Here is a 17,522-nt window from a genome sequence, read left to right as displayed (position 1 = left end):
CTTACTGGCCCGATGCGCCGCTTGCGGGTGCCGCGCGGTTCGCCGGGTTCAGGGCGTTTGCCTGGGTCGGCGCCATTGCGCCTTGCTGCATTGCAACAGTCTTGCACTCGTCGGCCAGACGCGAGCTGTCCTTGTCCGAGAACAGCATGGCCTTGGTCGGGATCACGACCAGGTCGAGGCCGGTGGCGGCGTCGTGGAAACGGTCTGCGCCCGTCGTCGTCGATTGACGCGGCAGGTTGTAGTTCTTGTTGGCCCAGTGAACGGTGACGATCTGGTCACGCGCCATGTCGCCCTTCAGTTCGAACTGCATGCCTTCTGCGCAGCTCCAGTGTTCCGAACCTTCCGGCACTGCGTCGACCTTCGCTTCCTTGGCCGGATTGGCCTTGCGCTTGATGATGCGGTGCTTCGGTGCCGGCTTCGCGGGCTTCTTGGCCGTCGTCGTCGACGTGGTGCCTTGTGCGGCGGCGTCGGTTGCGGCCAGCAGCATCGTCGAGGACAGCGCGCCAATGACGGTAGCGATCAGCAATTTCTTCATGGAGTCGGACCTTTATGTCTCAAATCGGTTGAACAGTGCGCGGCCACGGGCTGTGGCCGCCGGTTGCACTACGCGCGCCCCGTGAGCGCGCAGCGGACGCTATTTTCACCTATTTATCGGCACGGATTTCAGTTTTTCCGGTGCGTAAAAAAATGCTCGGGCGGGTTCCGCGCGAAGTCATGCACGTCACGGCCTTACGCCGCCGCGCTCTCGCCGAACAGCGGCGCGGCCTCCGCCGGCACGGCGCGACCGGTCGAGCGCGCGCGGCGCAGCACCGACCAGTAATACCGGTAGCTGGCGCGGTCGTGCAGCGTGTCGCCGTGGCGCGTCGGGCCCCACTGGGCTTGCTGCGCGGCCAGCAGGATCTGCGCCGCGGTGACGATTTCTTCGTCGCGCGGTGCAAAAGCGGCCACGATGGCCGGAATCTGCGCGGGATGGATGCTCCACATGCGGGTGTAGCCGAACTCGTTGCGCGCGCGCAGAGCGTCGTTGGCGACGATCGTCATATCGCGCACTTCGGTGCTGACGTTGTGTGACGGAACCTTGCCGAAGGCGTGACAAGCGGCGGCGATTTCGAGCTTGGCGCGGCGCACGAGCGGGTGGTCGAACTGGCCGGGCGAGCGCATCGCGCTGTCGGGAATCGCTCCGTCATGCGCGGACACGAAGTCCATCAAGCCAAAGCTGAGCGATTCGACGCCGCGCAGCGCCGCGAGATCGAACACGCGCGCGAGCGCGCCGTGGGTTTCGACCAGCAGTTGCACGGGAATGGCTTTTTCGATGCCCATCTCGACGCGCGTGGCTTCGATGAATGCGGTCATCTCGGCGGCATCAGCCACGGCGCGGATCTTCGGCAGCATGATGAACGCCGGCGCGCGCTTCGCGGCGCGCAGGATCAGGCGCACGTCGTCGCGCCAGTGCGGATGGTGAAAATCGTGGATACGCACGCCCACGCGCCCGAAGCGGTCGTGTTCGCTGCCCAGCAGCGAGGCGACGAGTTCCGCGTGTTCGGCCTCGTGGCCGACCTGGGCGCCGTCTTCGCAGTCGAGCGTGATATCGAAAACCGGACCCAGCTCCTGCTGCAGCGCGAGGGATTTGAGCATCAGCTTCTCGCTGCCGGCGTAGTGATCGCACGCGGGCAGGAGAGTGGGGGGGGCTTCGCCGTCAAACAACACTTCCGCGGGGAGGATGGCGCGCATCTTCGGCGTCAGGGGATGAGGGTTAGGGGGAAAACCTGATTCGTACGCGTCCTGCAGCCGGCGTCGTGAACAAGCCAGAGCAAGGCGCGCGCGAATCAGCACGCGGAACCGGCGGCGTGCGCCGCCAGAGCCCGCGCATGAACCGGAAGCCGCCGCATTGCAGCGGCATTCCGGTTGGCCTGCATCTAGCTTACTTGAGCAGGTGAGCGACGCCTTCGCGCTCTTCGAGCAGCTCGTTGAGCGTGCCCGTCATCTTTTCGCGCGAGAATGCGTCGATTTCCAGACCTTCGACGCGCTTGTACTCGCCGTTTTCGCAGGTAACCGGCACGCCGTAGATGATGTCTTCGGGGATTTCGTACGAGCCGTCCGACGGGATGCCCATCGTGACCCACTTGCCGTTCGTGCCGAGGACCCAGTCACGCACGTGGTCGATCGCTGCGTTGGCCGCCGAAGCCGCCGACGACAGGCCGCGCGCTTCGATGATCGCCGCGCCGCGCTTGCCGACCGTCGGGATGAAGGTGTTGCGGTTCCATTCGTCGTCGTTGATCAGCGCGTTGAGCGACTGGCCTTCGACCGTGGCGAAACGGTAGTCGGGGTACATCGTCGGCGAGTGGTTGCCCCACACGGCGAGTTTTTCGATCGACGCGACCGGCTTGCCCGACTTGGCGGCCAGTTGCGACAGCGCGCGGTTGTGGTCCAGACGCAGCATGGCCGTGAAGTTCTTCTTCGGCAGATCCGGAGCCGACTTCATGGCGATGTAGGCGTTCGTGTTGGCCGGGTTGCCCACGACCAGCACCTTGACGTCGCGGCTGGCGACGTCGTTCAGGGCCTTGCCCTGAACCGTGAAGATTTCCGCGTTGGCCGAGAGCAGATCCTTACGCTCCATGCCCTTCGAGCGCGGACGTGCGCCAACCAGCAGGGCGACGTCGGCGTCCTTGAACGCGACCTTCGGGTCGTCCGTGATGACCACGCCTGCGAGCAGCGGGAAGGCGCAGTCGTCGAGTTCCATCACGACGCCCTTGACGGCAGCTTGCGCTTGCGGGAGGTCCAGCAGTTGCAGGATGACGGGCTGATCCTTGCCGAGCAGGTCGCCGTTCGCGATGCGGAACAGCAGGGAGTAAGCGATCTGACCTGCGGCGCCGGTGACGGCAACGCGCTTTGCGGGCTTAGCCATTGAAAATCTCCAGGAAGATGCGTTAGACGCCAGGGTAAAACGCCATTCTATATGCGCGTCACCCGAAGCGTTCGTGAATCAGACGGCCCTTTTGCCAGGCGTGCGGGCGAGGCCTTGCGGGGCCTGTAGCGCGCGCCGGCGGGCGGGCCGCCATGCCGGTAACCTGTACGACGAAGCTCGGGAATGAACGGGGACGCCCGGGAGGGCGCGCCTGACGCGGGCCGCATTGCCTGTGCCGACTCCTGCAACAGCTCGGCTGGGACGGTCCACAGGCGCGTCGCGCGGGGGGATTGCGCGGGCGGGGCGGATCGAAAACCGCTACTGCATGACTGCTAGAGGGAACAGCATGTGCAAGGCGGACTGCGGCGCATTTCGCCACGAAGTGGATGCTGCCGGCGGCTCCCGTGATTCACACGCGGTCGCCCGCAAACCCTTGCTCGATCGGCAGTTTAGGATTCGCAATGGGTAAAGTCAACACTATCTTATGTCTTATATAAGACATATCTGTTGCTGCCAAAAGGGTAGATTTCAGCGGGGGTTTATGTTGAAATGCGCGCCATGAATGCGAACCCGGTCAGCAACGCGAATTCCTCCGCTCCCGAAAGCGGTGCGCCTGCGTCCGCCTCCGGTTCTTCGACTGCGGCGCCGGCGGCCTCGCCGTCCCCCACCTTCAGTCCGCTCTATCAGCAGATCAAAGGGCTCATTACCCAGAGCCTTGAGTCCGGCGAATGGAAGCCCGGCGAAATCATCCCTAGCGAAGTCGAACTGGCTGCCCGTTACAAGGTCAGCCAGGGAACCGTGCGCAAGGCGATCGACGAACTGGCCGCCGACAACCTGCTGGTACGACGCCAGGGCAAGGGTACGTTTGTTGCGACGCACAACGAAGAACGCGCCCAGTTTCGCTTCCTTAGATTGCTGGCTGATGACGGCGCGGAACATCCGCACGTCAGCCGCCTGCTTGAGTGCCGCCGCCTGCGCGCCTCGGCGGAGATCGCGCGCCAGCTCGACCTCAAGCCGGCCGATCCGGTGGTGCTGATCAAGCGTCTTCTGCAGTTCGATGGCGAGAGTACCGTACTCGACGAAATCTGGCTGCCGGGCGGCGTGTTCCGCGGCCTTACGGCCGAGCGCCTCGCCGAGTATAAAGGCCCGCTCTACGCCATGTTCGAAGCCGACTTCGGCACGCGTATGATCCGTGCCACCGAGAAGATCCGCGCCGTGGCCGCCGAGCCCGCCGTCGCCGATCTGCTCAACGTTCCGGCTGGTTTTCCATTGCTTTCCGTCGATCGGGTGTCCTATACCTATGGAGACCGGCCGGTCGAAGTACGCCGTGGTTGGTATGTCACAACCGGGTACTACTATCAGAACGACTTGAGTTAAAAAGAGAGCCCACGGGAGACAAGTGGGCCTTCCCCCCGCGCTGGTCGTTTCGCGCGCGCGTCAGCGGTTAGCAGGGCTGATTTCGCTGCAGCGCGAAAAGAAAAGGCGGTAAAATTGCGTATTAGTGTTAACACATAGTAGGGGTCTAGCATGGCAGAAGCCGCAAAAAAACCGAGGCCGGAATACCGGAACATCGGGATTGGGCAGATATTGTTCGCATACCGCCTGCCGTTGGCCGGTCGCGTATCGATCGGTCACCGCGTGAGCGGTGCACTTCTATTCCTGTTCCTGCCTTTCCTGTTGTTCCTGTTGGATCAAAGCCTCACTTCGGAACTCAGCTTCGAGTTCTTCAAGGGTTTCCTTTCCAACATCATCGTCAAGCTCATCGTGCTGGTCCTCGGATGGGCGTTCCTCTTCCACTTCTGCGCTGGCGTGCGCCACCTGTTCATGGATTTCAACCATGACCTCGCGGCTAAAGAAAAAGGCAAATCGACCTCGCTCGTCGTCGTTGTCATCTCCACGGTCCTCACGATCGCCTTCGCGGCAAAACTCTTCGGAGCGTTTTAAGAATGTCGGCTAAAAACGGGATTGGTCCGAAGCGCCTTGTCGTTGGCGCTCACTACGGCCTGCGCGACTGGATTGCCCAGCGCGCTACCGCCGTGCTCATGGCGATCTACACGGTTGTGCTGCTGGTGCTGTTCTTCGGCGCACACGACTTTTCTTACGAAGGTTGGGCGTCGATTTTCTCCGCCCAATGGATGAAGCTCGCGACGTTCGTCATGCTGCTCGCGCTGTTCTATCACGCCTGGATTGGCGTGCGCGACATCTGGATGGACTACATCAAGCCCGTTGGCCTGCGCATCGCGCTGGACGTGCTGACGATCGCCTGGCTGCTGGGCAGCCTGGGCTACGCCGCGCAGATTCTCTGGAGAGTGTAAAAGAATGGCTGCAATCAAGAATTCTCTGCCGCGTCGCAAGTTCGACGTGGTCATCGTCGGCGCGGGCGGCTCGGGGATGCGCGCGTCGCTGCAACTCGCACGTGCCGGCCTGTCGGTCTGCGTGCTCTCGAAAGTGTTCCCGACGCGTTCGCACACGGTCGCTGCTCAAGGCGGCATCGGTGCATCGCTGGGCAACATGAGCGAAGACAACTGGCACTACCACTTCTACGACACGATCAAGGGTTCCGACTGGCTCGGCGACCAGGACGCGATCGAGTTCATGTGCCGCGAAGCGCCGAACGCCGTCTACGAACTGGAACACATGGGCATGCCGTTCGACCGCAATGCGGACGGCACGATCTACCAGCGTCCGTTCGGCGGTCACACGGCCAACTACGGCGAAAAGCCGGTGCAACGCGCCTGCGCGGCGGCTGACCGGACCGGTCACGCGCTGCTGCACACGCTGTACCAGCAGAACGTCGCGGCCAAGACCACGTTCTTCGTCGAATGGATGGCGCTGGACCTGATCCGCGACGCCGAAGGCGACGTGCTGGGCGTGACCGCGCTCGAAATGGAAACGGGCGACGTCTACATCCTCGAAGGCAAGACCACGCTGTTCGCCACGGGCGGCGCAGGCCGGATCTTCCAGGCATCCACCAACGCGTTCATCAACACCGGTGACGGCCTGGGCATGGCGGCCCGTGCGGGCATCGCGCTGCAGGACATGGAGTTCTGGCAGTTCCACCCGACGGGTGTGGCTGGCGCGGGCGTGCTGATTACCGAAGGCGTGCGCGGCGAAGGCGGCATTCTGCGTAACTCGAACGGCGAGCGCTTCATGGAGCGTTACGCGCCGACCTTGAAGGACCTCGCACCGCGTGACTTCGTTTCGCGTTCGATGGACCAGGAAATCAAGGAAGGCCGCGGCGTCGGCGCGCACAAGGATCACGTGCTGCTCGACCTGTCGCACATCGGCGCGGAGACGATCATGAAGCGTCTGCCGTCGATCCGCGAAATCGCGCTGAAGTTCGCCAACGTGGACTGCATCAAAGAACCGATCCCGGTCGTTCCGACGATTCACTACCAGATGGGCGGCATCCCGACCAACATCAATGGTCAGGTCGTTGGCACGCCGAAGGGTCACGAAGACGTGGTCAACGGCTTCTACGCCGTGGGCGAATGCTCGTGCGTCTCGGTGCACGGCGCGAACCGTCTGGGCACGAACTCGCTGCTCGACCTCGTGGTGTTCGGCCGCGCGGCCGGCAACCACATCGTCAAGCATGTGAAGGAGCTCAAGGAGCACAAGCCGCTGCCGGCCGATGCCGCCGACTTCTCGCTGGCACGTCTGGCGAAGCTCGACAGCTCGACTTCGGGCGAATACGCGCAGAGCGTGGCGAACCAGATCCGCGGCTCGATGCAGAAGCACGCCGGCGTGTTCCGTACCTCGGCGCTGCTGGCCGAAGGTGTCAAGGACATCGCGCAAGTGACCGAGCAGGCGAAGCACATCCACCTGAAGGACAAGTCGAAGGTGTTCAACACCGCGCGCGTCGAAGCGCTCGAAGTGGCCAACCTCGTGGAAGTTGCGCAGGCAACGATGGTGTCGGCGGAAGCCCGTAAGGAAAGCCGTGGCGCGCACGCACACAGCGACTACGAACACCGCGACGACGAAAACTGGCTGCGCCATACGCTGTGGTTCAGCGAAGGTAACCGTCTTGACTACAAGCCGGTTCACATGAAGCCGCTGACCGTCGAGTCCGTGCCGCCGAAGGCGCGTACGTTCTAAGGCATACGCCAGTCAAAAGGAATTTGGAAATGGCCAAACGTATTTTTGAAGTCTACCGCTACGATCCGGACAAGGACTCGGCGCCGCGCATGCAGACGTACGAGCTGGAACTCACGCACGAGCGCATGCTGCTCGACGCGCTGGTCAAGCTCAAGGAAGTGGACGAAACGCTGTCGTTCCGCCGTTCGTGCCGTGAAGGCGTGTGCGGTTCGGACGCGATGAACATCAACGGCAAGAACGGTCTGGCGTGTCTCACGAACCTGAACGACCTGCCGGCGAAGATCGTGCTGCGCCCGCTGCCGGGCCTGCCCGTCGTGCGCGACCTGATCGTCGACATGACGCACTTCTTCAACCAGTACCACTCGATCAAGCCGTACCTGATCAACGACACGCCGCCGCCCGAAAAAGAGCGTCTGCAGTCGCCCGAACAGCGTGACGAACTCGACGGCGTGTACGAGTGTATTCTGTGCGCGAGCTGCTCGACGTCGTGCCCGAGCTTCTGGTGGAATCCGGACAAGTTCGTCGGCCCGGCAGGCCTGCTGCAAGCGTATCGCTTCATCGCGGACAGCCGCGACGAAGCCACCGGCGAGCGTCTCGATAACCTCGAAGACCCGTACCGTCTGTTCCGTTGCCACACGATCATGAACTGCGTCGACGTCTGCCCGAAGGGCCTGAACCCGACGAAGGCGATCGGCAAGATCAAGGAACTGATGGTTCGCCGCGCGGTTTGACCATAGCGAGATTGAATGGACTCGCACCAGTCTGACCCCCATCGCCGCGCACGCCTTCGCTGGCGCGCGCGGCGCGGTATGCTCGAAAACGACATTATTTTCGAGCGATTTTTTGACCGCTATGAGCATGACCTCAGCGACGCCGACGTGGGCGCACTTACGCGCCTGCTCGAGCTGAGCGATAACGACCTGATGGACTTGCTGCTCGCACGCAAGGAACCAGAAGGCAATCTTGCCGACCCGGACGTGAAGCGGGTGCTGGAGCTGCTTCGCAACGTCTGAGATGCTGTGGCGCGCGCTTTGGAGAAAGCCGCGCCGTGCCGGACGTGCAAACTATCGAATCCCGTGTTTATCTTCGATTGAGGATGTGCTATGACCCCGTCTGATGTAAAAGCCACGCTATCGTTCAGCGACAATTCGCCGAGCGTCGAACTGCCGATCTACAAGGGCACCCAAGGCCCGGATGTGATCGACATCCGCAAACTGTACGGTCAGACCGGCAAGTTCACGTATGACCCGGGCTTCATGTCGACGGCGGCATGCAACTCGGCGATCACGTACATCGACGGGGACAAGGGCGAACTGCTGTATCGCGGTTACCCGATCGACAACCTCGCTCAGAACGCCGACTTCCTCGAAACCTGCTATCTGCTGCTCAAGGGCGAGCTGCCGAACCAGGCGCAAAAGGACGAGTTCGTGAAGACCGTCACGCAGCACACGATGGTTCACGAGCAGATGCAGTTCTTCTTCCGTGGCTTCCGCCGCGACGCACACCCGATGGCGATCCTGGTCGCTGCAGTCGGCGCGCTGTCGGCGTTCTACCACGACTCGCTCGACATCAATAACGCCAAGCATCGCGAAGTTTCGGCCATCCGCATGATCGCCAAGCTGCCGACGCTGGTGGCGATGGCGTACAAGTACTCGATCGGCCAGCCGTTCGTGTACCCGCAGAACGATCTGTCGTACAGCGCGAACTTCATGCGCATGATGTTCTCGAACCCGTGCGAAGAGTACAAGGTCAACGACGTGCTGGTGCGCGCGCTCGACCGTATCCTGATCCTGCACGCAGACCACGAACAGAACGCCTCGACCTCGACGGTCCGTCTGGCTGGCTCGTCGGGCGCGAACCCGTTCGCGTGTATCGCAGCCGGTATCGCCTGCCTCTGGGGCCCGGCGCACGGCGGCGCGAACGAAGCCGCCCTGAACATGCTTGAAGAAATCGGCTCGGTGGAGAACATCCCTGAGTTCATCAAGCAGGTCAAGGACAAGAACTCGGGCGTGAAGCTGATGGGCTTCGGTCACCGCGTGTACAAGAACTACGATCCGCGTGCGAAGCTGATGCGCGAAACGTGCCACGAAGTGCTCAACGAACTGGGCCTGCACGACGATCCGCTGTTCAAGCTGGCCATGGCGCTCGAAAAGATCGCTCTGGAAGACGAATACTTCGTGTCGCGCAAGCTGTACCCGAACGTCGACTTCTACTCGGGCATCGTTCAGCGCGCGCTGGGCATCCCGACCTCGATGTTCACGTGTATCTTCGCGATGGCACGTACGGTGGGCTGGATCGCCCAGTGGAACGAAATGATCGCCGATCCGGAACAGAAGATTGGCCGCCCGCGCCAACTGTTCATCGGCAACACGCCGCGCGAAGCCAAGCCGATCTCGGATCGCTAAGCACAAGCTGCAAGCCATACCTCAAACGCCCCGACGGTTCGCCCGTCGGGGCGTTTGTTTTTGCCCATTCAAAACCTAACGGGCGCGACGCACGGATCAGCAGAAAAGCCAATGCCAGTGGTTTGTTTTGGTTAGTATCAAAAATAGTAGGACCGCTTAATATTGAACTTGTGATCAGGAATAAAAATTAAGACTTTCTATTCCCTGGTCGCGCTGCTGTTCAGATCTGGCCAAATGCGATCAGGTTTCCGAAACCGACCCCTCCTAATTTGTTACTATAAATAGAGGCCTGTGTGAGAACCTGGCCGCCGTTACCATATAGTGCTTTCGCGAGCAGGTTGCCGGTGGCGTTGTAGTCGTTGGACCAATATGAGCCATCGTTGTTGTACAAGTATTTGGAAAACCCGCTCAACTTTCCATCTGCCCCATATCGGTCTGCTTCGATAATGCGACCGCTTTTATCGAAAAAGTCGTGCAGTATCATTTTTCCGGAAGAAAACTGATAGTAATCGAATATGATATTGTTTGATCCGAACATGCCAACGTATTCCATTGGTCCCTCGAATTTATGTGATACATAGCTCTTATCCAAAGCAAATTCGAATTGCTGCTTCTTGGTGCCATTCGGGTTGTAGGAAATATCCTGAGTTTTTAAGCCATTGCTGTTGAACTGTACTTGTTCAGCTATTTTTCCATTTGAGTCGAAAAGCGCGCCGCTCTGGGATCCGTCCGCATTGAAGCCGTGCCATGTATAGCTCTTGTCCGGATTGAAATCGAACTGTTGGGTGGACTTTCCGTTCGAGCCAAAAAAGATGTCTTGAGTCTTCATTCCACCTGCATTGAACTTCGCATACTCCGTTACCTGTCCATTCACTCCGTACAACGTCGCGGTTTGTGAGCCGTCCGCGACAAAGTTGTACAAGGTGTAACTCTTGTCGAGGTTGAAGTTGTACTGCTGCGTCGCTTTGCCGTCTGTTCCATAGAACGTGTCTTGTATCTTGACGCCAGATGGATTGAACTTCGCGAACTCCACGAGCTTTCCCGCTGTCCCGTAGAGCATGGCGGTCTGTGAGCCGTCCACAGAGAAATCGTATTTTGTGTAGCTTTTGTCAGTTTTGAACTCGAACTGTTGGATGGCTTTGCCGTTCGAGCCGAAGAAGGTGTCCACGGTCTTAAAACCGGATGCGTTGAATTTTGCAATCTCGAAGACTTGCCCGGTGGTACCGTAGAGCGTGGCGGTCTGGGAGCCATCAGTGGCGAAGTCGTACTTCGTGTAGCTTTTATCGGTTTTGAACTCGAACTGCTGGATGGCCTTGCCGTTCGAACCAAAGAACGTGTCCACGGTTTTGAAGCCGGACGTGTTGAATTTTGCGATCTCGACCATTTGGCCCGTCGTTCCGTAAAGCGTAGCGGTCTGGGAGCCGTCAGTGGCGAAGTCGTACTTTGTGTAGCTCTTGTCGGTCTTGTACTCGAATTGCTGGATCGCTTTACCGTTCGAGCCAAAGAAAGTATCCATGGTCTTGAAGCCGGAAGTATTGAATTTTGCGATCTCGACGATCTGGCCAGTCGTGCCGAAGAGCGTAGCGGTCTGGGAGCCGTCAGTGGCGAAGTCGTACTTTGTGTAGCTCTTGTCGGTCTTGTACTCGAATTGCTGGATCGCTTTACCGTTCGAGCCAAAGAAAGTGTCCATGGTCTTGAAGCCGGAAGTATTGAATTTTGCGATCTCGGCGATCTGGCCAGTCGTGCCGTAGAGCGTGGCGGTTTGGGAACCGTCAGTGGCGAAATCGTATTTCGTGAAGCTCTTGTCAGTCCGGAAATCGAACTGCTGCGTCGGCTTGCCGTTCGAACCGAAGTAGATGTCCTGGACTTTAAACCCGGAATAGCTGAGTTTCAGCTGTTCGACGATCATGCCGTTCGTGCCGAACAGATTGGCGGTCACATAGCCGTCCGTCACGACCATGCCGGAAATCTGCAGACTGGCTGCGGCGCCGCCTGCACCGGACAGAAAGGGTATCTTGTCGGTGTTTATGACGCAGGCGGACTTTCCGTTGACGGTCGTATCGGAATAGGTGATCGTAGGGCCCTTAATCTTGTTCCAATCGACAGTCTTGGGATTGATCCCACAGTGGTCGATGATCCACCAGTCAGCTGCGTATTCGTCATAGGTGAGATTTGGGGCGGTGGAAGGGGGGAATTTACTGTAGAAATTCCCGCCCGCCTCCACGATCTTCGAAGTCGGACTCGTCAGCTTTAGCGCATCAGATGACCCGTACAGCACGGTGTTGACGTTGACGCCTAGTGACTTCGCGATACTGCTCAATTGCGGCGTAAGTACGTTGCCGCCGTCCGAGTGCATGTTGCCGGCCGATCCTCCGATCAGACCGAGTTGAACTGCAACGATATATTCTGAGGCCAGCGCGACGCCTTCGTTCACATGCATGCTGGCGATCGCATCTTTCGGCGTATTTGCTGTTGGACCTCCGGTGCCGTTTTGAAGCAGGGCATGGCCGAGTTCGTGGGCAAGCGTGGTTGCGAATCTATCGCCGGATTCGTTCCAGTCGCTGGAAATACTAATGACCTGTTTGCTGGGATCGGCGGAGACTCCTGTCCCGGATTTTCCAATTTCTATCGCCCAGTTTTTATCAGCACCAAAGGCGTTTAGTTCACCTGCTAAGTATGAGGATTTCCCGGCGGCGTTAACAATAGCAGTGTAACTGGGTGTATCTTTTCCGAATGCGCGCGCTAGTTTAGCGAGGGTGTCGTTAGTGAGTGTGACAGCCATTATCGACGCCCTCCAATTTCATTGATTTCGACGAGCATCGAGTCAAGCGTGCCGTCTGCATGAAAGCCGATTACGAGCTTTTTCATGAAATGGCCCACCGACTCTTCATACTTCCATGTTTCGTCTCCATGCTGACCCGTGATTGATAATGGAATCTTTCCGTGCGGAGGCATTTCTATCACTTCTGATAGATTGATATTCAATATCCGGATAGTTTCGTCAAAATCAGTGCCACCGGCTCTGATGCTGAAATTAATTCCACCCGATACCAATCCATGTGGATCAATTCTTTTGTTGAATAAAATTTGTGCGGTCGGAATAAGGCTGCCAAGCATAGGAAAGCGACGCTGAGTGGAATTGGATTGCATCGGATTTTCCTCTTGGGGGAATATTCCAACGAAATCGCTTACATGGAGTGTCATCCCGTGCGTGCCGTCCGGCTGATGTACCTCATGCGGGGCGCATGATTTTTCAGCTATGCTAAATGCCTTGCACACACTATTTTTTTCAAAAAAATGGTCATCCAGAAACAAGTTGTTATCAAAGGCGTATTTGATGTTTCGTACGAAGTCAGCGGCCGTTGTTGGCATTAAAATTAGTTCTCGCATTTCTCTTTCTCCGTCTTGATTTCGGGGATTGACGATTGTGAGTAGCGTAGGCGGTTGAGCAAACGCAAGACTGCTGCTTAATGCGGCAGTGGTTATCGCGATTGGTGTTGCTGGATTCATCTGCATCTCCTTTTTGATTGATCCATGCGGAACACAGGTTCTGCCGTGCGGCTCTCGGTCTCGGCTAAAACCCATGCTTGCGCAAACGTCGGTAACTGCCTCTGTCTTGATTTATCGCCCCTCCTCTAGTTAGTCCACCTGGCATCCCGATCACATCAAAACGCCGTCAATCCCGCATCGACTTGCTTATTCCTTCAAAGACCGGTTCAAGCAGGTAATCGAAAGCGGACCGCGCATGCTTGCGGATATACAACTCGGCGCGCATGCCAGGGCCGAGCACGACCGGCTCTCGGGCGAGACGATTGACTCGCTCCACTTCGTGTTTCGCCACTTCGACCCGCACAACGTAGAAGCGCGCCCGGGTCTGGTTGTCCGACAGGGCGTCGGCGGACACATAGGTCACCCTGCCGTCGAGCATCGGAGTCGTCCGCGGGTTGTATGCCGTCAGTCGCACGTCTGCATATGAGCCGGGCCTGATTTCCCGTACGTCATCAGGCCGGATATTCGCTTCCACGATCAACGGAGCGTCTGATGGCACGATATCCAGCAGGGGTTCGCGTGGGCCGAGCACGGTGCCGGCGCTATGGACACGGAGACCGACAACGGTTCCAGTTGCCGGTGCGCTCACGGTAGTGCGAGTCGCGAGATCTCGCGCTGGCCTCAGACGTTCGTCCAGTTGGACCGCACGGTTGTTGGCCTCCTTCAACTCGTCGTCTGCGGCCCTCACGTAGTCGTTGCGCACGGCCGCGAGTCGCCGTTCGAGATCCGCCTCGCGTTGCTGTGCGCGGTCGAGTTCAGCTTCGCTCGACTGAACACGCGAAAGCGCATCGGTTTCCGCCCTTTGGAAGTCGAGGACTTTCGCGGACGACACGAAGCCTTCCTCCTGCAACGCCTCGTTGGTTTGCCGTTGGCGGGCTGCGATCTGGAGGCCGCGCTGCATGGTTTGCCCCATCTGGGCGCTCACTACGAGCTCGCGCCGGACATGGGAAAGCTCCTTCTGCAAGGTCGCGGTCTGATCATTCAGGCTGCGCTTGCGCGTGTCGAATAGCGTCGACTCACGTTGCAGTAGTTCGGCGATACGCGGGGTACTGCGACGGTTGGTCAGTAAGGGTGGAAACGACACGACTCCTACGAGGTTACGCTCCGCAACCAGACGCGCAATCTTCGCTTGCTCGGCGTCGAACTGGGCTTCCAGCGCAGATAGCTCGGCTGCCGGTGCGACGTTGTCCAGTTCGACCAGCGGCTGTCCCGCCTTGACGCGATCGCCGTCCCGCACGAGAACGGCTTTCACGATTCCGCCTTCCTGGTGCTGGATGCTCTTGCGTTCCCCTTCTACGCGCACAAAGCCTTCTGCGACCACGGCACCGGAAAGCGGCGCAAGGGCAGCCCAAGTGAACATAAGTGCGCTGCCCGTAGTGACGCCTGCGCAGGCCATTAGCACCACACGGCGCGGCAACTGCAGCGCTTTGGCTGTGGGGTGTACTGGCGCGACCGTGCGTGTAACGCCTGAGCGAACGCCCCAGCGGGCAATCCTGTGGAGCGGCTTCATGAGGTAGCCCCCGTCAACTGCTCGATGGTGGGCGGCTGGACGGGAAGGACGCCACGAATTGGCTGTTTTCCTGTCTGCGGATCTTCGCGGACCGCTGTGCCGGATTCGCACGCAAACTCTGGGGCCGGGGGGCCAAAGTATTCGATCTGGCCGTTACGCAGCGCCAGTACCTGGTCGGCGAGTGCCAACAGCGCCGGGCGATGGGTGACTGCGACGACCGTAATGCCCGCCGACTTGATTTTTTGCAGGGCGTGGACCAACGAAGCTTCGCCCTGTCCATCGAGACTGGCGTTCGGCTCGTCCAGCAGCAGCAAGGCTGGATTGCCAAACGGCGCTCGCGCCAGTGCGATGCGTTGGCGCTGCCCTCCGGACAGGAATTGTCCGCCGGCACCTACTTCTGTTTCATAGCCCCGTGGCTGTTCCAGAATCATTTCGTGGATGCCGGCGCGCCTTGCAGCCTCCACTATTGCGCTGGAGTCTAGCGGCAACGGTTGTTCGCAGCGCGCAATGTTCTCGGCAATCGTGCCGGACATTAGTTCGATATCCTGCGGAACGTATCCGATATGGCGGCCAAGCGCGTTTCGCGGCCAATGGCTGATCTCGGCTCCGTCCAGACGGGCGGCACCCGCCTGTGGTCGCAGTAGTCCCGCGACGATGCGTAATAGTGTCGATTTGCCGGATGCGCTCGGTCCAGTGACAATTAGTGTTTGCCCAGCATCGAGGGAGAAGTCGATGCCGCGTAACAGTACGCGACCTGATCCTTGCGTGGCGGACTCACGTATCGGAACACCGTAGCTCACATTCTGGATGTCCAGCTTGCCTGTAGGACGCGGCAGTTCGACCTTGTTTTCGTCCCCCGGCAGGCACAGCAGCGTGTCGAGCCGACGCCAGGCTTCTCGCAATTCGCCCAACTGCTTCCAACTGCCGATCAATTGTTCGATTGGTGCGAGCGCCTTACCGAGCAGGATTGTCGTCGCAAGCATTGCGCCGGCGCTCGCGTGGCCGGAAATTACGAGCCAGGCGCCGGTAGCCATCATGATGACCTGCACGCCCTGACGGAATCCTTTCGACGTGTCGCGGTATAGCGCGGTGCTGTCCAGAACGCGTTGCTGGGTGAGCATTTGTTCGCGCTTGCGGGCGTCCCACGCATTGACAACGTTCTCGGTCATGCCCATCGCCGTGATCGCCTCCGCATTGCGCAGATACCCGTGCAGGCGCGCGTCTTCGGCACGCTGTTGGCACACATACGACTCGATCGCGCTTTTTGTTCTCCAGTCGCCGTATAACGCAATGGCGACCAGGACCAGTGCGCTCAACGTTGCGATAAGTGCAAGTAACCAATGGAACATCCCGATGACGATCAGGTAAACGATCAACCATGGGCTATCGAACAGGGCGAGCACGCCGGAACCGCCAAGGAATCCGCGCAGTGTGCCCGCATCCGATGGACTTGCCACCGGCGGTGTTAGCGAATGTCCAGCGTTGACAACGATTTGCTCCTTGAGGATCAAGCGATCGAGGACATCGCCGGTTTGTCTGGCCAGATCGGATAGAACCCTACTGCGCGCGACATCAACGACGAACTGCGTGGCAAGCGCGATGGCGACAAAGGCCATCAACATGAGCAAAGTTTCCATGCTTCGGCTCGGTAGCACGCGGTCGTAGACCTGAAGCAGATAGATTGTGGGCGCCAGCAACAACAGATTGGACAGAATGCTGAGCGTGCCTGCGATCAACAAGTGCGAGCGTATCAGGCGGTACATGAGCGATCCTCCGTCGCGCCTGGTTCCGCTTGACCGGATTGAAACAGTTTGTCGAGAGCCGCAAGGTCTGCGTACTCCAGCGTGCCCGTGCTGGCTTTCAGTTTCAGGCCCTGAACCAGCACATCCACCTGGGCGCGGGCGAGATCGCGTTGTGCGCGAAACAGCTTGTCTTGGGCGTCGAGAACATCTGCATTGACACGAACTCCCACGCGGTAGCCGAGGTTGCTGGAACGTAGCGAGACACAGGCCGATCGAACCGCGGTCGCCAGCGCGCCGACTTGTGCTGCGCCTTGGGTCACGCCGGAATACGCGTCACGGGTGGCCAGCTCTGCGTCGCCCAACGACTCGTCGAGTTCATGCTCAGCTTTGTCGCGCAAGGCGAGTGCCTCGCGTATCCGGCTGCGGGTCATCAATCCGTCGGTGAGCGGCAATGAAATCTGGATACCGACATAGCCAGCCATACCGCGGTTGCCGCCCGTGTAGAAATTCGCCTGTCCGTTGATGAACGCCGCATTTCCATTGTTGAGCGTGCCGACCAGAGACACGGTGGGGTAGTCGCCTGAACGCGCCTTGCTGCGTTCACGCTCGGCGATTTGCAAGGCGATACGCTTTCGGCTCACGGCATAGCTGCTCGATGACGCCTGGATCCATGGGTCCAGGGCAGCAGGCTCAAGGCGCGCAATGGAGACATCGTTCCGGATGCTGTCTACCAGCGTGACGGGATGGCCGACGATTTTCGACAGCGCTGCATATTTCGCTGTCAAGCGTGTGTGTGCGGCGATCTCGTCGGATAGCGCCAAATCGAAGCTTGCTTTAGCCTCGTTTTCGTCAACGACGGTTGCATCGCCGAGGGCGAAACGACGTTTCGCGAGCAATAGTTGTTCGGCGATCGATGTGCGATGTTTGATCGAAAGGGCGACGTCGATCTTTGCTGTCAACGCATCGAGATAAGCCTGTGCGACCCGCAGCAGCAAGTCCTGCTGCGCTTGTGCCAGCTCCAGATCGGCATCGGCCGCGAGAAGTTTGCCTTCCTGCCAGTTTTCCCACGCCTGTAAATCGAAGAGCGGTTGACGCAGTGAGAGCGTGAAGCCGACGGTTGAGTAGCCAGGAACGGACTGACCGGGGATGCGGACACCATTTCGGTTAATCAATTGCTGAACGCTGATTTGCGGAAGTACCCCCGCACGCCCTTGCGGCGCGCGTTCAACGCCAGCCCGCTGTGAGGCGGCCGCAGCCTGAAATCTGGAATCGGCTGACAACGCGCTCAGTGCGGACTGAGCAAGACTCTCTGCCCA

The 17,522-nt window shown here is 59.4% G+C and carries 15 protein-coding genes; 7 read left to right on the top strand and 8 right to left on the bottom strand.

The window, feature by feature from the left end; all coding sequences use genetic code 11:
• Position 1: 1 nt before the first annotated feature.
• From F4827_RS09165 to F4827_RS09155, 3 genes are all read right to left on the bottom strand, one after another.
• Positions 2 to 535: a hypothetical protein gene (locus tag F4827_RS09165; RefSeq protein ID WP_183723669.1), complete on the bottom strand. Its 534-nt coding sequence runs from the start codon at positions 533 to 535 to the stop codon at positions 2 to 4.
• 194 nt (positions 536 to 729) lie between these two features.
• Positions 730 to 1,731 carry a CoA ester lyase gene (locus tag F4827_RS09160; RefSeq protein ID WP_183723668.1) on the bottom strand — a complete coding sequence of 334 codons (1,002 nt, stop codon included), beginning with the start codon at positions 1,729 to 1,731 and terminating at the stop codon, positions 730 to 732.
• 190 nt (positions 1,732 to 1,921) lie between these two features.
• The gene (locus tag F4827_RS09155) at positions 1,922 to 2,905 is read right to left on the bottom strand and encodes a malate dehydrogenase (RefSeq protein WP_183723667.1); all 984 of its coding nucleotides are present in this window, start codon (positions 2,903 to 2,905) and stop codon (positions 1,922 to 1,924) included.
• Positions 2,906 to 3,463: 558 nt separating this feature from the next.
• Between F4827_RS09155 and F4827_RS09150 the strand changes: the two genes are divergently transcribed.
• The 7 genes from F4827_RS09150 (at position 3,464) to gltA (ending at position 9,405) form a co-directional block, all read left to right on the top strand.
• Positions 3,464 to 4,282, top strand: coding sequence for a GntR family transcriptional regulator (locus F4827_RS09150; RefSeq protein WP_183723666.1), 819 nt, complete (start codon positions 3,464 to 3,466; stop codon positions 4,280 to 4,282).
• Positions 4,283 to 4,432: 150 nt separating this feature from the next.
• Positions 4,433 to 4,849 carry a succinate dehydrogenase, cytochrome b556 subunit gene (gene sdhC / locus F4827_RS09145; protein ID WP_183723665.1) on the top strand — a complete coding sequence of 139 codons (417 nt, stop codon included), beginning with the start codon at positions 4,433 to 4,435 and terminating at the stop codon, positions 4,847 to 4,849.
• A gap of 2 nt (positions 4,850 to 4,851) precedes the next feature.
• Positions 4,852 to 5,220 (top strand): succinate dehydrogenase, hydrophobic membrane anchor protein, encoded by a 369-nt coding sequence (sdhD, locus tag F4827_RS09140; protein WP_167068779.1) that lies wholly within the window; start codon positions 4,852 to 4,854, stop codon positions 5,218 to 5,220.
• 4 nt (positions 5,221 to 5,224) lie between these two features.
• Positions 5,225 to 7,000: a succinate dehydrogenase flavoprotein subunit gene (sdhA, locus tag F4827_RS09135; RefSeq protein WP_183723664.1), complete on the top strand. Its 1,776-nt coding sequence runs from the start codon at positions 5,225 to 5,227 to the stop codon at positions 6,998 to 7,000.
• 29 nt (positions 7,001 to 7,029) lie between these two features.
• Positions 7,030 to 7,731, top strand: a complete 702-nt coding sequence (locus tag F4827_RS09130) for a succinate dehydrogenase iron-sulfur subunit (RefSeq protein WP_065060022.1) — start codon at positions 7,030 to 7,032, stop codon at positions 7,729 to 7,731.
• Between the two features lie 15 nt (positions 7,732 to 7,746).
• Positions 7,747 to 8,013 carry a succinate dehydrogenase assembly factor 2 gene (locus tag F4827_RS09125; protein ID WP_167068785.1) on the top strand — a complete coding sequence of 89 codons (267 nt, stop codon included), beginning with the start codon at positions 7,747 to 7,749 and terminating at the stop codon, positions 8,011 to 8,013.
• Positions 8,014 to 8,103: 90 nt separating this feature from the next.
• Positions 8,104 to 9,405, top strand: a complete 1,302-nt coding sequence (gene gltA, locus F4827_RS09120) for a citrate synthase (RefSeq protein WP_183723663.1) — start codon at positions 8,104 to 8,106, stop codon at positions 9,403 to 9,405.
• A gap of 220 nt (positions 9,406 to 9,625) precedes the next feature.
• Here gltA and F4827_RS09115 read toward each other — a convergent pair whose 3' ends face one another.
• The 5 genes from F4827_RS09115 to F4827_RS09095 form a co-directional block, all read right to left on the bottom strand.
• A complete protein-coding gene (locus tag F4827_RS09115) occupies positions 9,626 to 12,187 on the bottom strand; it encodes an ImmA/IrrE family metallo-endopeptidase (protein WP_183723662.1) in 2,562 nt (853 codons plus the stop codon).
• Positions 12,187 to 12,915: a hypothetical protein gene (locus F4827_RS09110; protein WP_183723661.1), complete on the bottom strand. Its 729-nt coding sequence runs from the start codon at positions 12,913 to 12,915 to the stop codon at positions 12,187 to 12,189. Before F4827_RS09110 ends, F4827_RS09115 begins: the two co-directional genes overlap by 1 nt.
• A 166-nt stretch (positions 12,916 to 13,081) precedes the next feature.
• Positions 13,082 to 14,464, bottom strand: coding sequence for an HlyD family type I secretion periplasmic adaptor subunit (locus tag F4827_RS09105; RefSeq protein WP_260184480.1), 1,383 nt, complete (start codon positions 14,462 to 14,464; stop codon positions 13,082 to 13,084).
• The gene (locus tag F4827_RS09100) at positions 14,461 to 16,227 is read right to left on the bottom strand and encodes a type I secretion system permease/ATPase (RefSeq protein WP_183723660.1); all 1,767 of its coding nucleotides are present in this window, start codon (positions 16,225 to 16,227) and stop codon (positions 14,461 to 14,463) included. The genes F4827_RS09105 and F4827_RS09100 overlap by 4 nt, the downstream gene beginning before the upstream one ends.
• Positions 16,215 to 17,486, bottom strand: a complete 1,272-nt coding sequence (locus tag F4827_RS09095) for a TolC family protein (RefSeq protein WP_260175070.1) — start codon at positions 17,484 to 17,486, stop codon at positions 16,215 to 16,217. The genes F4827_RS09100 and F4827_RS09095 overlap by 13 nt, the downstream gene beginning before the upstream one ends.
• Positions 17,487 to 17,522: the final 36 nt, after the last annotated feature.

This window comes from Paraburkholderia bannensis, from assembly GCF_014200455.1.
GTDB classification, from domain to species: Bacteria; Pseudomonadota; Gammaproteobacteria; order Burkholderiales; family Burkholderiaceae; genus Paraburkholderia; species Paraburkholderia bannensis_A.
The sequence above is the reverse complement of the archived record's forward strand: the minus strand, read 5'-3'. Positions and strand labels throughout refer to the sequence as shown.